We start from the raw sequence: 17,690 nt of genomic DNA, 5'->3' as shown, positions 1-17,690 counted from the left end.
AACACATGTTCGTTGTTTTAGCACAAAATTTTTACAATAGTATATTAAATACAATGCTTTATCTTTAGCTCAATAAAAGATAATATATACATAAACACTATATTAAAGAGAGGTTAAGACAATGATGAATCCTTTAGCCCAAAATTTAAACAAAGATATCCAACAATCAAGCCCCGAAGTACTCAATATGTTATCTCAATTGGGTAAAGACATGTTTTATCCAAGAGGTATTCTTTCACAATCTTCAGAAGCTAAAAGTACTAAATACAATGCTACAATTGGTATGGCTACAAATAATGAAGGTAAGATGTATGCTCAATCACTTAATCAAATATTTGACGAACTGACACCTGATGAAATTTTCCCATATACGCCACCTCAAGGGGCTGAGGAATTACGTACCTTATGGCAAGAAAAAATGCTCAAGGAAAATCCAGACTTAAGTCAAGATGCTATTTCTCGCCCTATCGTAACTAATGCACTCACACATGGTTTATCACTTGTTGCTGATTTATTTGTAAATCCAAATGATACGATTCTATTACCAAATCATAACTGGGGTAACTATAAACTCGTCTTTAATACACGTCATAACAGTAAGATTGAAACTTATCCAATTTTTGATGATGAGGGACATTTTACAACAGATGAACTTTTAAAGACCTTACAAAATTATGATAAAGACAAAGTAATTATGATTTTAAACTATCCAAATAACCCTACTGGTTATACTCCAACAACTGAAGAGGTTAAAACTATTGTTCAAGCAATAAAAGAACTTGCAAGTAGAGGAACGAACGTAATTGCTGTAGTAGATGATGCTTATTATGGCTTATTCTATGAAGATGTTTATACACAATCTATCTTTACAGCATTAACTCAAATTGATTCACCTCATATCTTACCGGTTCGCTTAGACGGTGCTACAAAAGAATTCTTTTCATGGGGATTCCGTGTAGGATTTATGACATTCGGCATAAGAAATCAATCAACCAAAGACGCTATTGAAGCTAAGGTTAAAGGACTAATTAGAAGCAATATTTCAAGTGGTCCTCTACCATCACAAAGTGCCATTAAACATGTTTTAAAATACCATGATCAATTCGATAAAGAGATTGCACAAAACATTGAAACTTTAAAAGCACGATATGAAGTGACTAAAGAGGTAGTTGATCATCTTCAATATAGCAATTATTGGCAAGCTTATGATTTCAACTCCGGTTACTTTATGGCTTTGAAAGTTAACAACGTCAATCCTGAGGCATTACGCAAGCATTTAATTGAAAAATACTCAATCGGCATCATCGCATTAAATGATAATGACATTCGTATCGCATTTAGTTGTGTAGAAAAAGAAGACATTCCACATGTATTTGAGTCTATTGCCAAAGCGATTGATGATCTAAAATAAAATATTAAGGAGTCATTCTCATTTATTAATCTTAATGAGAGTGATTCCTTTTTTTAATTATGATTTACTTTCTTTTTTACGAGACTTTTGAATGAATGCCAATCCTAAAGTTATAATACTAAATAATATTGTATTACGTGAGTTATCTATTTCTCCTGTTTCAGGTAATTGCTTGTTAGAATTTAATTTTAATTTTTTATTTTTAAATTCAATTATATCATCTATACAATTATCGTTCTTATTATTTATTAAATTGTTTGCCTTTAGGTCGCAATCAGGTTGCTCTTTTCTAATTGGCTTAATTGGCATTTTAATTCTTGCCTCTTTGCTTTCATCACTATTTCCTTTAATAGCTTTAACCGAGATAATACTCTCTTTCAGAACTGCTAGTTCACTGATGATAACTTCTCCTGTTAGAGGATCAATTTTTATTCCTTTTATTCTTTGATTCAAACGCCAAAGTTGATTGATTTTGTTTGCTGAGATAGTTATTATTCGTCCTTGTTGATTCGTATATTTTATTTTTAATTCTGTTGAACCATTATTTGATTTAATAATAACTATACCTTTCTTATTATCTATATTTAGAGATGGAGATTGAGGTGTAATTTCTTTTCTAGGCATCATAACTTTACTTGCTAAACTGATATCACTATTTCCTTTGACTTCTGTTGCTACAATTTCACTCTCTGGTTGTACTGCGACATAACTTATCGTCACTTGTCCTGTTTGCGAATCTATCGTAATTCCAGTTACATCTTTGTTTAAAGTCCAAGTTTCTCCGTTCTTAGTTGCAATAATAATTTTTAATTGCCCTTTAGCATCTGTATATTGAAGTTCTAGTTTTGTAGACTCATCTTTCGGCATTACAACTACTGTTGCATTCTCTTCATTAGCGCTTACATCAGGTGCTTCAAGCGTCAATTCTTTAGCTTGCATTTCTATTTGTCTTTTAGCACTTTCATCGCTATTTCCTTTAAATTCTGTTTCAATAACGTCACTTTGTGGTTGTACAGCTATATAACTAATCAAAACTTGTCCTGTTAGAGAACTAATATTTATACCAAAAACATTTTTATTTAATGACCACTCTTGGTTATTTTTACTAGCTATGATAGTACTAATTTCATCATTTAAATCTAAATATTTAATAACAACTTTTGTTGAATCCCCGTTTGGTCTAACACTAACGCTTGCGTCTATCTCATTTGCTTCTAATGCAGGTGATTATGGCGTTGTTTCTTTGCGTGACATATTGACTTTTGCTTCAGTACTTGCATCACTATTACCTTTAGTTCCCGTTGCTACAATTTCACTTCCGGCTTGTACTGCTTGATATCCAATCGTAATCTTGCCTGTATTATCATTTAATGTGATATGCGGAACTTGATTATTTAATGTCCACGTTCCTCCATTTTTACTTGCAATGACTGATGCTGATTGACCATCTGTAGCTGTGTATTTTGTACTAGTTTCGTTGATTCTCCATTTGGCGTTACATCTACGCTCGCATTTGTTTCATCTGCTTCAACAATAGGGGCTTCCGGTGCCCGCTCTTTAATGGACATGTAAGTTTTATTTTCAGTACTTACACCACTATTGCCTTTTGTTTCAGTCGCACTAACTTCACTACTTGCTTGTACTGCTTGATATTCAATCATGATTTTGTAGGTTTAGTTGTGTATTCGACTTGTGTCACTTTAGAGGCTACATATGAATCACTTATTGATTCTTACGTCACTTACAGAACCACCATGATAATAAGACGAATTATCACCAAAACCATGCTCTCTCGAAGAACGTTGGACACTAATACGTCCAGTCGAAGATACTGGTAAAAAAATTCTAACCCTATTCATATCGTTAGGTATATTAACCATTACATTAAACTTACCTGTTGGATAAGGTGGTCCCATTCCATTCAAACGACTATCGAATAACACTCGATCTTGATTCTCATTACTAATTTTTAATCTTGCCCCTGCAGCACCGTCAGAAAACACAGGACTTGTTGAAATAATATTAACAATTAGTTCAGAACCTGGTGTCACATCGATATCTTGATAAATACCTGCTACTTTCGGATCATTAACGTTTCTATCCCAACCATCAGTCGTTCTTCCCAGTATTACGCCATATGGAGCGTTTCCGTTACTCATAAAATTTGCATAGTTTACAACACTAGTTGTATAAATCATAGGGTACTCTGGATTTGTATCTGTTGAATAACTGTGCCAGTTGTCTACATTTGTAACTACAGTTAACCTATTTGAACTTGTTGGTAATTGTCCACCAGAAACTTGACTAAAATTACCATTTTGGATTTCAGGATTAACTTCATTTGTTTGTAGTGGATCACTAGCTACTACATTTTCACCAGTGTTTCTAAATGATGGTGCATTTCTTTTATGTCTAATACGTGGTGTGTTTTGAATTTTATTATTGTTAAGATGTTGTGTTCAAGTTGTATTTATTTCACTAGTTGTAAGTGAAGATTTTTTATTTCTTAATTTACCAGCACTATTATAAACTTACGATAAAATTGGTCCACTTGTTGTTGACTTTGAGGTCGGTTCAAAATGGATTCAGCTTCTTGTATATCTACTTTAAATATACTTATCGAATCCTCTGTCTTTTTACTTAAATCTATTGCTTTGTACTGATTTAATAAATTAGTCACTAGTCTTAATTGAAGGTTGTGTTGTTATAGGTGTAATGTCATTCTCAATTTGCTTATTATTTTTTGATGCATCTCCCTCTAAATGATTTGAAGATGTTACATTATTAATTACTGAGTGAGCATCCGAACTATTGTTTTGATTAAGATTAACACTATCTGCATGTGCGACATTAAAATAAAGCCTATAATCGCTACACTTGCTGCGCCATAACCTTGATACTTTCTTATAGAAAAACGTGTGATTTTTTTATCTAAGTTGTGTATTCTTTTGTTTTCCTTCATTATTATAGCTCCTTGATGTAATAATTCTACGTAGATTCATTTTGTATTCATACAATCTTTTTTTATAAAGAATATATTTTTTCATTAATGTTTCCTTAAAATATACCACCATACTATAAATCGCGCAATTTTTTATATAAAATAAGAATGCAAACTTTATATTCACACTCTAATAAAAATTAATCTTTAATTTTCTTTCTATATAAACCTAATAATCCTAAACCAGCTAATAACATCATTAATGCAGGCTTTTGATTGATTTGTGAATTACCAGTTTCTGGTAATTCACTTTTATGTTCGTTTTTCTTTTCCAATTTTTGATTTTCATCTTTATATTCAGATTTAGAACAATCTTTATTGTACTTATTTTCTGTTTCTTCTTTTTCTTTTGATTTACAATGTTTGCTTGGTTCACATGGTTCTCTTAAAAGCTCTTCTTTTTTGTATATATGTTTAGTTATTCCATTTTCAATGACAGTCTTAACAAATTGATACCCTTTAATTTGAATTGGTTTTCTTTCTGATTCAGGCGTTTTTGAATCTTCTACTTCATTTTTAATAATGTTCCCTTTTTCATCGACCCAAATAGTTATTTTTAATATAGGCTTTTTTAAAGTCATTCCTTGATTTACATTCTTATCAATATTTGTATTTACTTTCGGTTGTTTTGTTGGTTCTACTTTTGTCGTTTTTTGTTTCGTTTCTTCTTTTTTGTTTCCGGTTGTTTTGATGGCTCTACTTTCATCGTATCTTGTTTTGCTTCTTCTTTATTAGGTTGATTATTAGATTGAGTGTCAACATTTGGTTTCGGTTACATGAGTTATGTTTGCATCATCAGTAGAATTTGTTGATGTTCCTACTTTTTTATACAAAAATTTTGTTATACCATCACTAATTGACGTTCTGTAATGTCTATAACCAGGTATTTTAACAGGTTGTCGTCCTGATGCCGGTGTTTTAGCATCTTCTACTGCATCTTTGATAATATTCCCTTGATCATCTAGCCATACCGTTACATATAAAATAGGTATTTCAAAAGAACTATCATATTCCTCTTCTTCATTGTCTGCTTCAACAACAGTACTTGTAGCAACTGGCTCATTCTGTGTACTATTCTTATTAGTACTTTGAGGTGATGTTTGCGTTGAAGCTGGTTGAGTCACTTTGTTTTCTTCAGTAAATGCTTCTCAAATAAGTTTAAAATTTTCAAAACACTTTTGATAAATCGAACCAATTGATTTACTTTCAATATCCTTTTCAGGAAATTTATTTATAATATATTATTTTTACTTAAATTGTACAATTTATTTTTATTTTCAAAAATAAATGAACATAAAAACTCCCTCTAAAGCTTTTTTCAACTTTAGGGGGAGTAAATATTACCTTTATATCATTTTCTATATTATCTTAATTACATCATACCTGGCATTCCACCCATACCTGCTTGATCGTTGTTATCAGGTTCTGGAATTTTAGCAACCACAGCTTCAGTAGTTAAGAACATGGCTGCTACACTTGCGGCATGTTGTAATGCTGAACGAGTTACCTTTGTTGGGTCAACAATACCGGCTTCAAGCATATTTACCCACTCGTTTGCAGCTGCATTAAATCCTACACCTGCTTCAGCATGTTTTAAACGTTCTACGATAACTGATCCTTCTAATCCAGCATTTTCTGCGATTTGACGTACAGGGGCTTGTAAAGCTTGTAACAAGATATTAACGCCTGTTTCAACATCACCTTCAGCTTCAATTTCGCTAACTTTTTTGTAAATGTTAACTAAGGCTGTACCCCCACCGGCAACAATACCTTCTTCAACTGCTGCACGTGTTGAGTTAAGTGCATCTTCAATACGTAATTTACGATCTTTAAGTTCTGTTTCGCTTGCTGCACCTACTTTGATTACAGCGACACCGCCGGCTAATTTAGCTAGACGCTCTTGTAATTTTTCTTTATCGAAATCAGAGTCTGTTTCTTCGATTTGAGCTTTAATTTGACTTACGCGAGCATCGATATTATTTTCATCACCGTCGCCATCAACAACTGTTGTGTTATCTTTTGTGACTTCAACTTTGTTAGCTGAACCTAACATATCGAGCGAAGCATCTTTAAGCTCTAAACCTAAATCATCAGTAATTACTTGTGCACCTGTTAAAATAGCTAAATCTTCTAACATCGCTTTACGACGATCACCAAATCCAGGGGCTTTAACTGCAACAGCAGTAAATGTTCCACGCATACGGTTCAACACAATATTAGTTAATGCATCACCTTCAACCTCATCTGCGACAATCAAAATTGGTCGACTAGATTGTATCACTTGCTCCAATAAAGGAAGAATGTCTTGGAATGATGAAATTTTCTTATCAGTCACTAAAATGTATGGGCGTTCTAATTCGGCAATCATTTTATCTGAATCTGTTACCATATATGGAGATTGGTAACCACGATCGAATTGCATACCTTCAACAACTTCTAATTCAGTATTGAAGCCATTTGATTCTTCAATTGTAATCACACCATCATTACCTACTTTATCCATTGCTTCAGAAATGTAGCGACCAATTTCTTCGTCTGCAGCAGAAATAGCACCGACTTGAGCGATTTCATTCTTATTTTCAACTTTTTGAGAGATGTCATGAAGCGCCTCGACAGCAACTTTAACTGCCTGATCAATACCTTGTCTTAAGCCAACAGGATTGGCACCACTTGTGACATTTTTTAAGCCTTCTTGTATCATAGATTGTGCTAATACAGTAGCTGTTGTAGTTCCGTCCCCAGCAATTTCATTTGTTTTATTTGCTACTTCTTGAACAAGTTTAGCGCCCATATTTTCGTATGGATCTTCTAATTCAATCTCTTTAGCAATTGTCACACCATCATTTGTAATTAAAGGTGTCGTATAGTCTTTATCTAACACTACATTACGTCCTTTAGGGCCAATAGTTACTTTAACTGCATTAGCTAATTTATCAACTCCACGTAACATTGCTTGACGCGCATCTTCTGAAAATTTAAGATCTTTTGCCATAGTTTGAAATGCCTCCAATTGTAAAATTATTTTTAGTTTTATTGTTAAAATTTATTTTGAATCATTCAATAATTGCTAGTATATCGTCTTCATTTAAAATTAAGTAAGTGTCGTCTCCACGTTTAACTTCTGTACCCGCGTATTGTTGGAATACAACTGTGTCACCTTCACTAACTTCAGGAGCAACTCGTGAACCATTGTCTAGTAAGCGACCTTGCCCTATTGCAACGATTACACCTTCATTTGATTTTTCTTTAGCACTATCTGTTAAAACGATACCGCTTTTAGTTGTTTGTTCCTGCTCTTTCTTTTCAATAATCACACGATTTCCTAATGGTTTAAGCATGATTGTTCCTCCTTCATTCACATGTAATTTAGCACTTTACATAAAAGAGTGCTAACCTGTTTTTTATATTACTCAAAGTTGGTCAATTTTTCAAGTAAAAACGTCGTTAAATTTATTTTGTACATCTTAAAAATTTACGATAAAATAAACTATACTTAGAAATAGATGGAGGTAAGTTATGAAGAGGTTATGGGCATCCCTATTAACCGTACTTTTATACGGCTTAGCACAAATGTTACCAGGTTTTATTATCCGTAGTCACATACTTGGTGATATGTCTAAGATGGAAACTGCTAAAATATTTATATACATGCAAGTTTTCTTATTTATCTTAGCAGCTTTTTTGATTATATTAATTAATTTAAAGATTAAAAATCCTACTAAATTAGAATCAGGTCATAAAGAACCCAAGAGATACATCATAACTTGGGCGTTACTAGGATTTTGTATTGTCATGGTTTATCAAGCAATCGTAAGCATTATTTACAATTTAACTACTGGTGCACCTCAAAATAGTCCTAATACAGAACGTTTGATGGCAATAGCTAAACAAATGCCAGTATTTATTATATTAATTTCAATTGTTGGTCCAATCTTAGAAGAATATGTATTCCGTAAAGTGTTCTTTGGTGAGTTATATAATGTGATTAAAGGTCCTCGTGTAGTAAGCTTCCTAATTGCGTCAATTGTTAGCTCACTTGTGTTTGCTTTAGCTCACAATGATTTTAAATTTATACCTATTTATTTTGGTATGGGTATGGTATTCTCATTAGCTTATGTATTTACTAAAAGAATTGCTGTTCCAATTGGTATACACATGTTACAAAATGGTTTGGTTGTTTTGATACAAGTATTAGGCGAAGACGCTATTAAAAAGATTCAAGAACATGCTAACTTTATTCTACATTTAATTTTCAATTAAAAAGCATCTAACCGTGTATAATATTGTAAAACGTACATGGTTAGATGCTTTATTAGCTATTGTTTATCTTTATTTCTTTTATAAATAAACATTCCTACTACGCCTGCAAATATAATTATAATTGCACTAATTAATGAAATCAATGAGTGATTATATGTTTTACCTTTTCCATAATCCTTAGATTGTTGATTATTATTAGTTGTAATTTCATCTGCGCAGTGATTTTTAAATGCACTATGATTGTTATCTTCTTTATCTGTAGTTTTTTTAAGATCTGGCATTGATCCTATTTCACCAGTAATTAAAGCAAGTACTTGTTCATCAAGATTTTCATAGTATTTACTGGCATTTAACGGATTAAAGTATTGAAATCTAAAATAATTTGTACCTTTTTGTAACGAATTTAAATATTCATTACCACTAAAATTTTGCTTTCTAAATAGACTATATAAATCACTATCAGTAATTTCTCCATTTTCAGTAGTTAAGTTTTTAACTTGATTAATCAAAAATGGATTATATTTATAAGCACCATTTGCGAGTGCTTTAAATCTATTTAACAATGTATTAGTGACAGAGTCATCCCCTATATTTTTATTAGAATAATGGGTCACAGCTGAACCACTTCTATTCCAAATAAATTGACTATGGTCATAATGGGCTGAGTGACGCTGAATTGGTGAAAAGCTAGACGCTGAATTAATACTATCGTTTTTATCCTTTTTATATGGTGCTCTACTATTGTCTAGATGACCTCCATTATCAAAATCACCTGGCGTTGAAGTACCATAATTTCCCTGATTATGGTTATTTCCAGATTGATTCGAACCATGGCCATTAGGTTGGTGATTTCCTGTATGATTAGTTGAACCACTATGATTTGAATTACCAGTTGTATTATGATTCTTTCCATCAGATGGATGTGTATGTGATGCGCCCCCATGTCCGGAACCAGAATGACCATCTGAGTGAGATCCACCATCAGAATTACTATCTGAATCAGAATTACTATCTGAATCAGAATCACTGTCTGAATCAGAATCACTGTCTGAATCAGAATCACTGTCTGAATCAGAATCACTGTCTGAATCAGAATCACTGTCTGAATCAGAATCACTGTCTGAATCAGAATTACTGTCTGAATCAGAATTACTGTCTGAATCACTATCTGCATCTGCGTCACTCTCAGACGTTGAATTGTTGTCAGAAGTTGAATCACCATTTGACTCAGAATTATTATCAGAGTTTCTATTTACATTACCATTATTATCTGCATCAGCATTTAAATGATTTGAGTCGACTTGAGGTTGTTGACTGTATGTACTGTTATTGGTCGTCCGGACACTATCCAATTCTTTGTCTAAATCATACTGATTTACATTCTCACTACTTTCAGCGTGCGCAACATGATGACTAAACACAGAAGTACTTAACATAAATGCGAATCCTGTCGACACAAATGAATGTTTTATGTTATTTTTTTTCATAAGTCAACACCTCCCTTGTATAATCTTTCATCATCTTAAGTATATATAAAATAGCAGACTTTTGCATTTAAATAAGTTTTTTGAAAATGAATATTAATATAGTTGAAACTATATAGTAATCTTTTGTCTATTTTGAAAAGTATTAAATATCTCTATTTTAACTAAACATAACAAAGAAACTACATATAATGAAGTAATTAGACTACAAATGCTTCGTTTTATTATTAAAAATATCATTTAAGATTACGATAACCTTTTGCGTTAAATAATTAACTTTAGTATCTTATAACTAAACTGAGATGAGGAGTGGTAAGAATGAAAATTCAACTTTTTCAGATGGATATACAATATGGTAATAGTGAAGTAAATGAGAAAAAAATTAACACTTGGTTTAAAAATCATGTAGATATTGATACAAATGTAGTTGTTCTCCCTGAAATGTGGAATAATGGTTATGCTTTAGAAGAATTAGATTACAAATCTGATAATCATTTAGAGAGAAGTTTTCCGTTTATATCTCATCTCGCGAAATAATATGATGTAGACATTATTGAAGGTTCAGTGTCTAATAAAAAAATGATAAAGTCTACAATACTGCATTTTCAGTAAATAAATATGGCGAATTAATCAATGAGTATGATAAAGTTCATCTCGTTCCAATGTTAAGAGAGTATGAGTTTTTAGAAGATGGTAATGAGGTGCCTAAGCCTTTCACATTATCTGATGGTACTTTAGCTACTCAAATTATTTGTTACGATTTAAGATTTCCTGAACTATTAAGATATCCAGCTAAAACTGGTGCTAAAATTGTTTTTTACGTTGCTCAATGGCCAAGTGCAAGAGTCAATCATTGGATATCCTTACTTAAAGCAAGAGCAATAAAAAATGATATTTTTGTTGTTGGTACTAATAGTTGTGGAAATGACGGAAATACTGAGTATGCTAGTCACTCAATCGTTATTAATCCTAATGGAGAAATTGTTAAACAATTGGGAAATAATGAAGAAGTACTAACAGTTAATATAGATTTAGCTTTAGTGAATAAACAAAGAGAAGCCATTCCCGTATTCAAAAATCTAAAACCTCATTTATACAAATAGCCATAAAATAAAGCCGTGAGCTTGGGAGGGACTCACGGCTTGATAACTTATTATTAAGGGAATGTTTTTACAGTTATTTTTTCAATCTATTTTTTGGGGATGTTATTAATTATGAAAAAATTTTAGTGAATTTATCTATTTATTAATGATAAATTGAATGTTGTTTACGATAGCTTACATGCTAGAAATAATTACCTAATTAAAGGTAGCTAAGAATAATACGTAACACTGAGTCCAAGGAAACTACAGCTTTAGCAAATGCTTCTCACTTGCTAATAAAGATTTAGTAAATAATTAAGTTGGGATGGCTTAAAAACTCACTAATCAATTAAATTATACGAAGAAAACAAAGTTACAATAGACTTAATTCAAAATTAATTTTTTTTGAATTTTTTTACTGTATCGATAATCCATTTGATTAAATCACCGATTGTTGAAATGATATCAGCTGCCATTGTTACTTCACTCCTTTCGAATTTAGATAATGATTTGAATGATGTAAAAATCATTCTGCTAGATTAAGCAAATTCTCAACTATCTTTCCATCACATCTCTGTGACATGATTCCATTAAAACATGCTTCTTACATAATCATGCGATTTTTTCTTAACTCGCAAAAATTTATACGTAACTGTATAACTAAATATGTTAAAATATCTAATAGAACTAAATTTAAACACTTAGGTATAGATTCTTAACAGTTAGGCATATCTTCTGATATATGTTGCACAAAATTGTATAATGGCTGTGAGGAGAGTAGTAAACAAGTGAAATTAATCGATAATAAAATTGAACAATTTGCTCAATTTTTACAACGTAAAAACAACTTAGATCGCATACAGTTTTTAAAAATTCGTTTGGGAATGCAGGTACTAGCAATAAATATTGAAAAGTCTATTGTTGTGTATGGACTAGCAACAATCTTCCATACTTTTTTTTACACTCTTTTAACTCATTTAAGTTATTTTTTAATTAGAAGACATGCACACGGTACACACGCTAAATCATCACTATTATGTCATATTCAGAGTATAATTCTCTTTATTATATTCCCATATTTAATAATAAAGTTAGATATTAACTATTTCTTACTGTTGTCTTTGGCATTAGTCGGTCTAATTATTATCATTGTATACGCACCTGCAGCAACAAAGAAACAACCTATACCTAAGCGACTTGTAAAGCAAAAAAAAATACTCTCCATTAATTTATATTGTGCTATCTTAGTTATTTCTTTTATAACAAAAGAACCAGTGAATAAACTTATTTTATTCGGTGGAATTTTAGAATCTTTAACATTACTACCCATTTTTTTCCCTAAGGAGGATATTGATTATGGAAAACATTTTTAATTTATTTTTAAAAATTTTCACTACTATCTTGGAGTTTATTGGCACTGTAGCTGGAGATAGTGTATGCTCTTCTTACTTCGACGAACCAGAAGTGCCAGAGGAACTGTCTAAACTTTACGAGTAAACTTATTGTCAGAAAGTGTGTAAAATATGGATGATATTAATTTATTTCCGTTTGCAGCCCTACAAACTTTTTTAATGATTTGGGTTACTAAAGTTATTATTAATATGAAATTTAATTTTAGGGATTACTTAATCGTTTTGACGATTGTAATCCCTTCTGCTATCATGTATTATCTTTGGCAAAGTAAAGCATTAATCGTCTTAGTCATAGCTATTACCATTTTCTTTTATACCAAAATTAAACTTTATTCGATATTAGTTGTTTTATTTACTACTATGATTTTATATATAACTAATTTTATAACTGTATACATATATTTAACAATACAAGATTATATTCCTTTTAAATTTGCTTTACAGTTGATAGATTTTAGTTGCTTTGTAGTCATAGCTCTAATCATTGCTTATTTAACTCAACTATTATTTTATAAATTGAAAGTATCATATTTGTCACTTAATAAAAGATACTTATTAATAATAACAATAGTGCTTTTTATATCTTTTATTTTACTTTATATGGTTTCTCAAACAGATATGCGAGGTAATGACACACTTAAATTATACGCTATCTTATTGTTGGCAATCATGGTTTTTTTAAGTGTAGTGATTCTCGTGATGTCCAATTTTACTCTTCGTGAAATGAGGTATAAACGTAACGTAAAGGAAATCGAGGCTTACTATGAATACACGCTTCGCATAGAAAGTATTAATAACGAGATGCGTAAGTTCCGTCATGACTATGTGAATATCCTCACTACCCTTTCTGATTATATTCGCGAGGATGATATGCCTGGATTACGTGAATACTTTAATGAACACATCGTTCCAATGAAAGACAATTTAAAAACACGTTCTATTAAAATGAATGGTATTGAAAAACTCAAGGTTAGAGAAATTAAAGGTTTGATTACAACTAAGATTCTTCAAGCACAAGAAAAGAAAATTCCGATTAGTATAGAGGTTCCAGACGAAGTCGATCGAATCGATATGAACACCATTGAACTTAGTCGTATCATTGGTATCATATTGGATAATGCAATAGAGGCTTCAGAAAACCTAGAAGACCCACTAATCCGTATTGCTTTTATTGATAATGATGTATCTGTTACATTTATTGTAATGAATAAATGTAGCGATAATATTCCTAAGATACACGAATTATTTGAACAAGGTTTCTCAACAAAAGGTGACAACCGTGGTTTAGGTTTATCAACTTTAAAAGAACTTACTGATGAAAACGAAAATGTTTTATTAGATACCATCATTGAAAATGGTTTCTTTGTTCAAAAAGTAGAAATTATAAATAAAGAATCGTAAGGATGTGGAAATAGAGATGAAAATATTCGTTTGCGAAGATGATCCAAGACAAAGAGAGAACATTGTTTCAATTATAAAAAACTATATTATGATTGAAGAAAAACCTATGGAATTGACTCTCGCAACTAATGATCCTTATGAGGTTCTAAAACAATCCAAAGAAATGAATGACATCGGTTGTTATTTCCTTGATATTCAATTAGAAGCTGATATGAATGGTATTAAACTTGCCAGCGAAATTCGTAAACATGATCCTGTAGGCAATATTATATTTGTGACAAGTCATAGTGAACTCACTTATTTAACGTTTGTATATAAAGTCGCTGCAATGGACTTTATTTTTAAAGATGATCCATCAGAACTTAAAATGAGAATTATTGATTGTCTTGAAACAGCACATACACGTTTAAAATTACTATCTAAAGAAAGTAATATAGACACCATTGAGTTGAAACGTGGTAGCAATTCGGTATATGTACAATATGACGATATCATGTTTTTTGAATCATCTACAAAGTCACATCGTCTGATTTCACATCTTGATAATCGTCAAATTGAGTTTTACGGAAATTTAAAAGAATTGGCACAACTTGATAATCGCTTCTTTAGATGTCATAACAGCTTTGTAGTTAATAGACATAATATCGAGTCTATTGATTCTAAAGAACGTATCGTTTATTTTAAAAATGGAGAACATTGTTTCGCGTCCGTACGTAATGTTAAAAAAATTTAATACACATCAAAACCCAGCTTACACCTAATTGTATGTGTAAACTGGGTTATTTTATGTTTTTGAAAATTAAATTATCCTTATACTTAACATTTTTCATTCTCAAATAACTGTACAGACATTATACTTTCAAATCATATTTAGTAAATTTTAAATAGACTTGACCAGACTCTGTTGAAACTTTGATTCCTGTTGCATCTTTACTTGGGAAAATACGTGATGTTAAAACACGTTCACCATCATTGCAAAAAATTTCTATACTAGATGTATCAACAAAAATCTGTAATTGTTTCAAAGGTGTATCTAACGTTGTTGATCGAGTAGTATCTGTGCAATTAGAAGGCAGTAAACCACTATCTGAACGGTCTAATGTAATTTTATTATTTCGTTGATTGTAAGTTACAAGTGTTGATTCAGTTTTAGAACTGCGTAATTCAAAGTAAACTTCTGTCGCATCATTGTCTAAAATATCAATAATCATCTCATATTGCTTTCCTTCATATGGATGTAATTTACGATTAAACTTATTAGCATATCCTAAAGCTGTTTCTTTATTTGTTCTCAATAATTCTAAATTTTTGAGCGGACGTTGCTTTAATTTATCTTTTTCTATAGTTAACTCTCGTGGAATAGTTAAACAATGTGCCCAACCTTCGGAATCTGTTGGATAATTCATTTCCGGTAATCCCATCCAGCCAATTAGTATGCGTTTACCATTTTTATCTGTAAAAGTTTGTGGAGCGTAAAAATCAAATCCATCATCTAATTCTTGAAAAGATTGATGGTCAAAAATCATATTTTCAATATCCAAATGTCCAATCATATAACCAGATTGATAGATATTTCTATATCTTTCATTCTCAGCTTGAATGCCTTGAGGACAGAATAGAATAACATCATGTCTATCAATTTCAAAGTAATCTGGACACTCCCACATATATCCGAACTCTGTTAGTTGCGTTTTTATTTCACCTTCAAAGTGCCAATTTACAATGTCTTTACTACTATACAATAATAATCGACCAAATTCAGTATCTGTTTGCGCACCTAGTATAGCGCACAATTGTCCATTCTTTTTAAATACTTTAGGATCTTTAAAGTGACTGGTATATCCAGCTGGCTGGGCTTGAATAACTGGTTTTGGAAACTTTTCAATGGTGCCATCGTCTTTCATTCGAGCAATCATTTGAGTAGAGAAACGATGCCAATGTTGGTCACGGTGATTTCCTGTATACATATAATATAAATGTCCTTGATATTCAAATGCACTTCCACTGTACACGCCGTGGCTATCATATTTTGTATCTGGTTCAAGAATAGGACCTTGAGGTTCAAAATGTACTAAATCCTCACTTTTATAATTAAACCAATATTTTAAACCATGCACAGCCCCTAATGGAAACCATTGATGTGACACATAATAACTTCCATCAAAATATATAAGTCCATTAGGATCATTGAGTAAACCTGTTTCAGGTTGAATATGAAATGTTTGTCTATATGGAGAAGCCTCAACTTGTTGTTTAAGTTGTTCAAGAGTATTTTCATCAGCGTCCTCTATGCGTTGATATCTCTCTTCACGAGTCCATTCTGCCATGTTCTCCCTCCTGCTCTCGACTAATTCTGTATTCTGAACTTAATCATTTTAACATATCACACGTGATTAATGATGATGTTTCAAACAATTTCGATAAAGATATGCAGTTAAATTTAATTAAGTTTTGATATTTGTAAAAATAAATTCCAATACTTCTTCTTAGTATTTAACTTTTCAAAATGCTATCGCGATTATTTTATATTTAGATTATCATTTTAATTGGTATCGGTTCCAAATTTTCAAAAAATAAAATTCCTTAATAACATCAATTCGTTACGACAGGAATTTTTATATTAAGCTCCGTCTGTTTATCATTAAGCAATTGGTTAATTACTTTGAATGCTTGTTCACCCGCTTCAAAGTAATTAAAATGCACCGTATGAATTGCAGGTGTTACAATTTGAGTCATAGGATCTCCACCAAAACCATAAATTTCTTTAGTCTTAAAGCATTGTGGGTGATCTGAGCAATATTTGTGAATTGCAAAAGCAATTGCATCAGTGGCACCTACTAACGCGTCAACTTTATGTAACTTACTTAACTGCCTTTCAACATGTTTCATAGCCTTGTCATATTTAAAAGATGTTTTGTAATTTGTGGTCGAACTTCATAATTTTTAAGTGCATCTACAAAGCCTTGCTTACGATGAACACCAACAGCAACATCCTTCTCACTTACACTAAAGAACTGAATATTTCGATACCCTTTTTCTCCAACTTGTGTACCTATTTCATATCCAGCTTCATAATCATCATGAAAAATACTATGTAATTGATGATGTTCTTGACCAACAATAATAACAGAAACATTTATTTTTTCAATCACTTCAATATGTTGTGAAGTTATATTTGTAGCCATCAATACGATACCATCAACTTTACTTCGTGATAAAGTTTCTAAAGCAGTGATTTCAGCATACATTTCCAAACCTGTATAGTTAAGCATTAACTGATAATTATGGATGTTGGCACTGATGTATTAACCCTTTAATTGTTTCATCAACCGCATAAGAATTCATACGTGGAATAATCGCACCTATTAAATGAGTACGTCGAGCACGTAAACTTTGCGCAAATTGATTTGGCTGATAGTTAGTATCCTCAATAACTTTTGTTAATTTTTCTTTTGTGTTATGACTCACTGAACCATTGTTTAAAAATCTTGAAACAGTACTTTTTGAAACACCTGCTAATTTTGCAATATCGGAAATATTTTTCATATAAAAAACTCACCTATCATGATATCAATAACTTATACTTATTTTATCATAAGTGTAATCGCTTTAAATAATTATCATAAGTTTAGTACATGT

15 protein-coding genes and 4 pseudogenes are annotated in these 17,690 nt (G+C 31.4%); 8 read left to right on the top strand and 11 right to left on the bottom strand.

What is annotated here, in order from left to right; translation table 11 throughout:
• Positions 1 to 124: 124 nt before the first annotated feature.
• The gene (locus tag DYE57_RS04235; protein ID WP_115314120.1) at positions 125 to 1,411 is read left to right on the top strand and encodes an aminotransferase class I/II-fold pyridoxal phosphate-dependent enzyme; all 1,287 of its coding nucleotides are present in this window, start codon (positions 125 to 127) and stop codon (positions 1,409 to 1,411) included.
• A gap of 57 nt (positions 1,412 to 1,468) precedes the next feature.
• On the opposite strand, the gene DYE57_RS04230 is transcribed toward DYE57_RS04235, so the two are convergent.
• Positions 1,469 to 2,443 (bottom strand): LPXTG cell wall anchor domain-containing protein, encoded by a 975-nt coding sequence (locus DYE57_RS04230; RefSeq protein WP_115312990.1) that lies wholly within the window; start codon positions 2,441 to 2,443, stop codon positions 1,469 to 1,471.
• Between the two features lie 79 nt (positions 2,444 to 2,522).
• Between DYE57_RS04230 and DYE57_RS04225 the strand changes: the two genes are divergently transcribed.
• Complete coding sequence (locus DYE57_RS04225) at positions 2,523 to 2,747, top strand: hypothetical protein (protein ID WP_115312989.1); 225 nt, start codon at positions 2,523 to 2,525, stop codon at positions 2,745 to 2,747.
• 58 nt (positions 2,748 to 2,805) lie between these two features.
• Here DYE57_RS04225 and DYE57_RS04220 read toward each other — a convergent pair whose 3' ends face one another.
• The 6 genes and pseudogenes from DYE57_RS04220 to groES form a co-directional block, all read right to left on the bottom strand.
• Complete coding sequence (locus DYE57_RS04220) at positions 2,806 to 3,072, bottom strand: hypothetical protein (protein WP_115312988.1); 267 nt, start codon at positions 3,070 to 3,072, stop codon at positions 2,806 to 2,808.
• Positions 3,073 to 3,080: 8 nt separating this feature from the next.
• Positions 3,081 to 4,334, bottom strand: a pseudogene (locus DYE57_RS12800) (SasC/FmtB family protein); the annotation flags it as partial.
• Between the two features lie 218 nt (positions 4,335 to 4,552).
• A complete protein-coding gene (locus DYE57_RS04210) occupies positions 4,553 to 4,993 on the bottom strand; it encodes an LPXTG cell wall anchor domain-containing protein (RefSeq protein WP_115312986.1) in 441 nt (146 codons plus the stop codon).
• A 183-nt stretch (positions 4,994 to 5,176) separates the two neighbouring features.
• Positions 5,177 to 5,560, bottom strand: a pseudogene (locus DYE57_RS04205) (hypothetical protein); the annotation flags it as partial.
• A 224-nt stretch (positions 5,561 to 5,784) separates the two neighbouring features.
• Positions 5,785 to 7,404 carry a chaperonin GroEL gene (gene groL / locus DYE57_RS04200; RefSeq protein WP_115312984.1) on the bottom strand — a complete coding sequence of 540 codons (1,620 nt, stop codon included), beginning with the start codon at positions 7,402 to 7,404 and terminating at the stop codon, positions 5,785 to 5,787.
• Positions 7,405 to 7,465: 61 nt separating this feature from the next.
• Positions 7,466 to 7,750 (bottom strand): co-chaperone GroES, encoded by a 285-nt coding sequence (groES, locus tag DYE57_RS04195; RefSeq protein WP_115312983.1) that lies wholly within the window; start codon positions 7,748 to 7,750, stop codon positions 7,466 to 7,468.
• Positions 7,751 to 7,928: 178 nt separating this feature from the next.
• Between groES and mroQ the strand changes: the two genes are divergently transcribed.
• Positions 7,929 to 8,672, top strand: a complete 744-nt coding sequence (gene mroQ, locus DYE57_RS04190) for an intramembrane glutamic endopeptidase MroQ (protein ID WP_115312982.1) — start codon at positions 7,929 to 7,931, stop codon at positions 8,670 to 8,672.
• A 56-nt stretch (positions 8,673 to 8,728) separates the two neighbouring features.
• On the opposite strand, the gene DYE57_RS04185 is transcribed toward mroQ, so the two are convergent.
• A complete protein-coding gene (locus DYE57_RS04185) occupies positions 8,729 to 10,159 on the bottom strand; it encodes an SdrH family protein (RefSeq protein WP_115312981.1) in 1,431 nt (476 codons plus the stop codon).
• A gap of 315 nt (positions 10,160 to 10,474) precedes the next feature.
• Between DYE57_RS04185 and DYE57_RS04180 the strand changes: the two are divergent.
• Positions 10,475 to 11,259 (top strand): annotated as a pseudogene (locus tag DYE57_RS04180) (carbon-nitrogen family hydrolase).
• Between the two features lie 374 nt (positions 11,260 to 11,633).
• Here DYE57_RS04180 and hld read toward each other — a convergent pair.
• Entirely contained in the window at positions 11,634 to 11,714 is an 81-nt protein-coding gene (hld, locus tag DYE57_RS04175; protein WP_115312980.1) for a delta-hemolysin, read from the bottom strand.
• 312 nt (positions 11,715 to 12,026) lie between these two features.
• Between hld and DYE57_RS04170 the strand changes: the two genes are divergently transcribed.
• From DYE57_RS04170 to agrA, 4 genes are read left to right on the top strand one after another with little or no spacing between them, the layout of a single operon-like run.
• Positions 12,027 to 12,611 carry an accessory gene regulator AgrB gene (locus DYE57_RS04170; protein ID WP_115312979.1) on the top strand — a complete coding sequence of 195 codons (585 nt, stop codon included), beginning with the start codon at positions 12,027 to 12,029 and terminating at the stop codon, positions 12,609 to 12,611.
• A complete protein-coding gene (gene agrD, locus DYE57_RS04165; RefSeq protein ID WP_115312978.1) occupies positions 12,595 to 12,735 on the top strand; it encodes a cyclic lactone autoinducer peptide AgrD in 141 nt (46 codons plus the stop codon). Before DYE57_RS04170 ends, agrD begins: the two co-directional genes overlap by 17 nt.
• Before the next feature lie 26 nt (positions 12,736 to 12,761).
• Positions 12,762 to 14,051, top strand: a complete 1,290-nt coding sequence (gene agrC, locus DYE57_RS04160; RefSeq protein ID WP_115312977.1) for a quorum-sensing sensor histidine kinase AgrC — start codon at positions 12,762 to 12,764, stop codon at positions 14,049 to 14,051.
• A gap of 16 nt (positions 14,052 to 14,067) precedes the next feature.
• On the top strand, positions 14,068 to 14,784 hold the full coding sequence (agrA, locus tag DYE57_RS04155; RefSeq protein WP_115312976.1) for a quorum-sensing response regulator AgrA: 717 nt from the start codon (positions 14,068 to 14,070) through the stop codon (positions 14,782 to 14,784).
• A 118-nt stretch (positions 14,785 to 14,902) separates the two neighbouring features.
• On the opposite strand, the gene DYE57_RS04150 is transcribed toward agrA, so the two are convergent.
• Both DYE57_RS04150 and DYE57_RS11815 read right to left on the bottom strand, forming a co-directional pair.
• Positions 14,903 to 16,378: a sucrose-6-phosphate hydrolase gene (locus DYE57_RS04150; RefSeq protein ID WP_115312975.1), complete on the bottom strand. Its 1,476-nt coding sequence runs from the start codon at positions 16,376 to 16,378 to the stop codon at positions 14,903 to 14,905.
• Positions 16,379 to 16,643: 265 nt separating this feature from the next.
• Positions 16,644 to 17,597: pseudogene (locus DYE57_RS11815) on the bottom strand (LacI family DNA-binding transcriptional regulator).
• Positions 17,598 to 17,690: the final 93 nt, after the last annotated feature.

The organism is Staphylococcus saccharolyticus (assembly GCF_900458815.1).
In the GTDB taxonomy this organism is placed as follows: Bacteria; Bacillota; Bacilli; order Staphylococcales; family Staphylococcaceae; genus Staphylococcus; species Staphylococcus saccharolyticus.
Note: the sequence above shows the minus strand (reverse complement) of the source record. Positions and strands in the feature narration are given on the sequence as shown.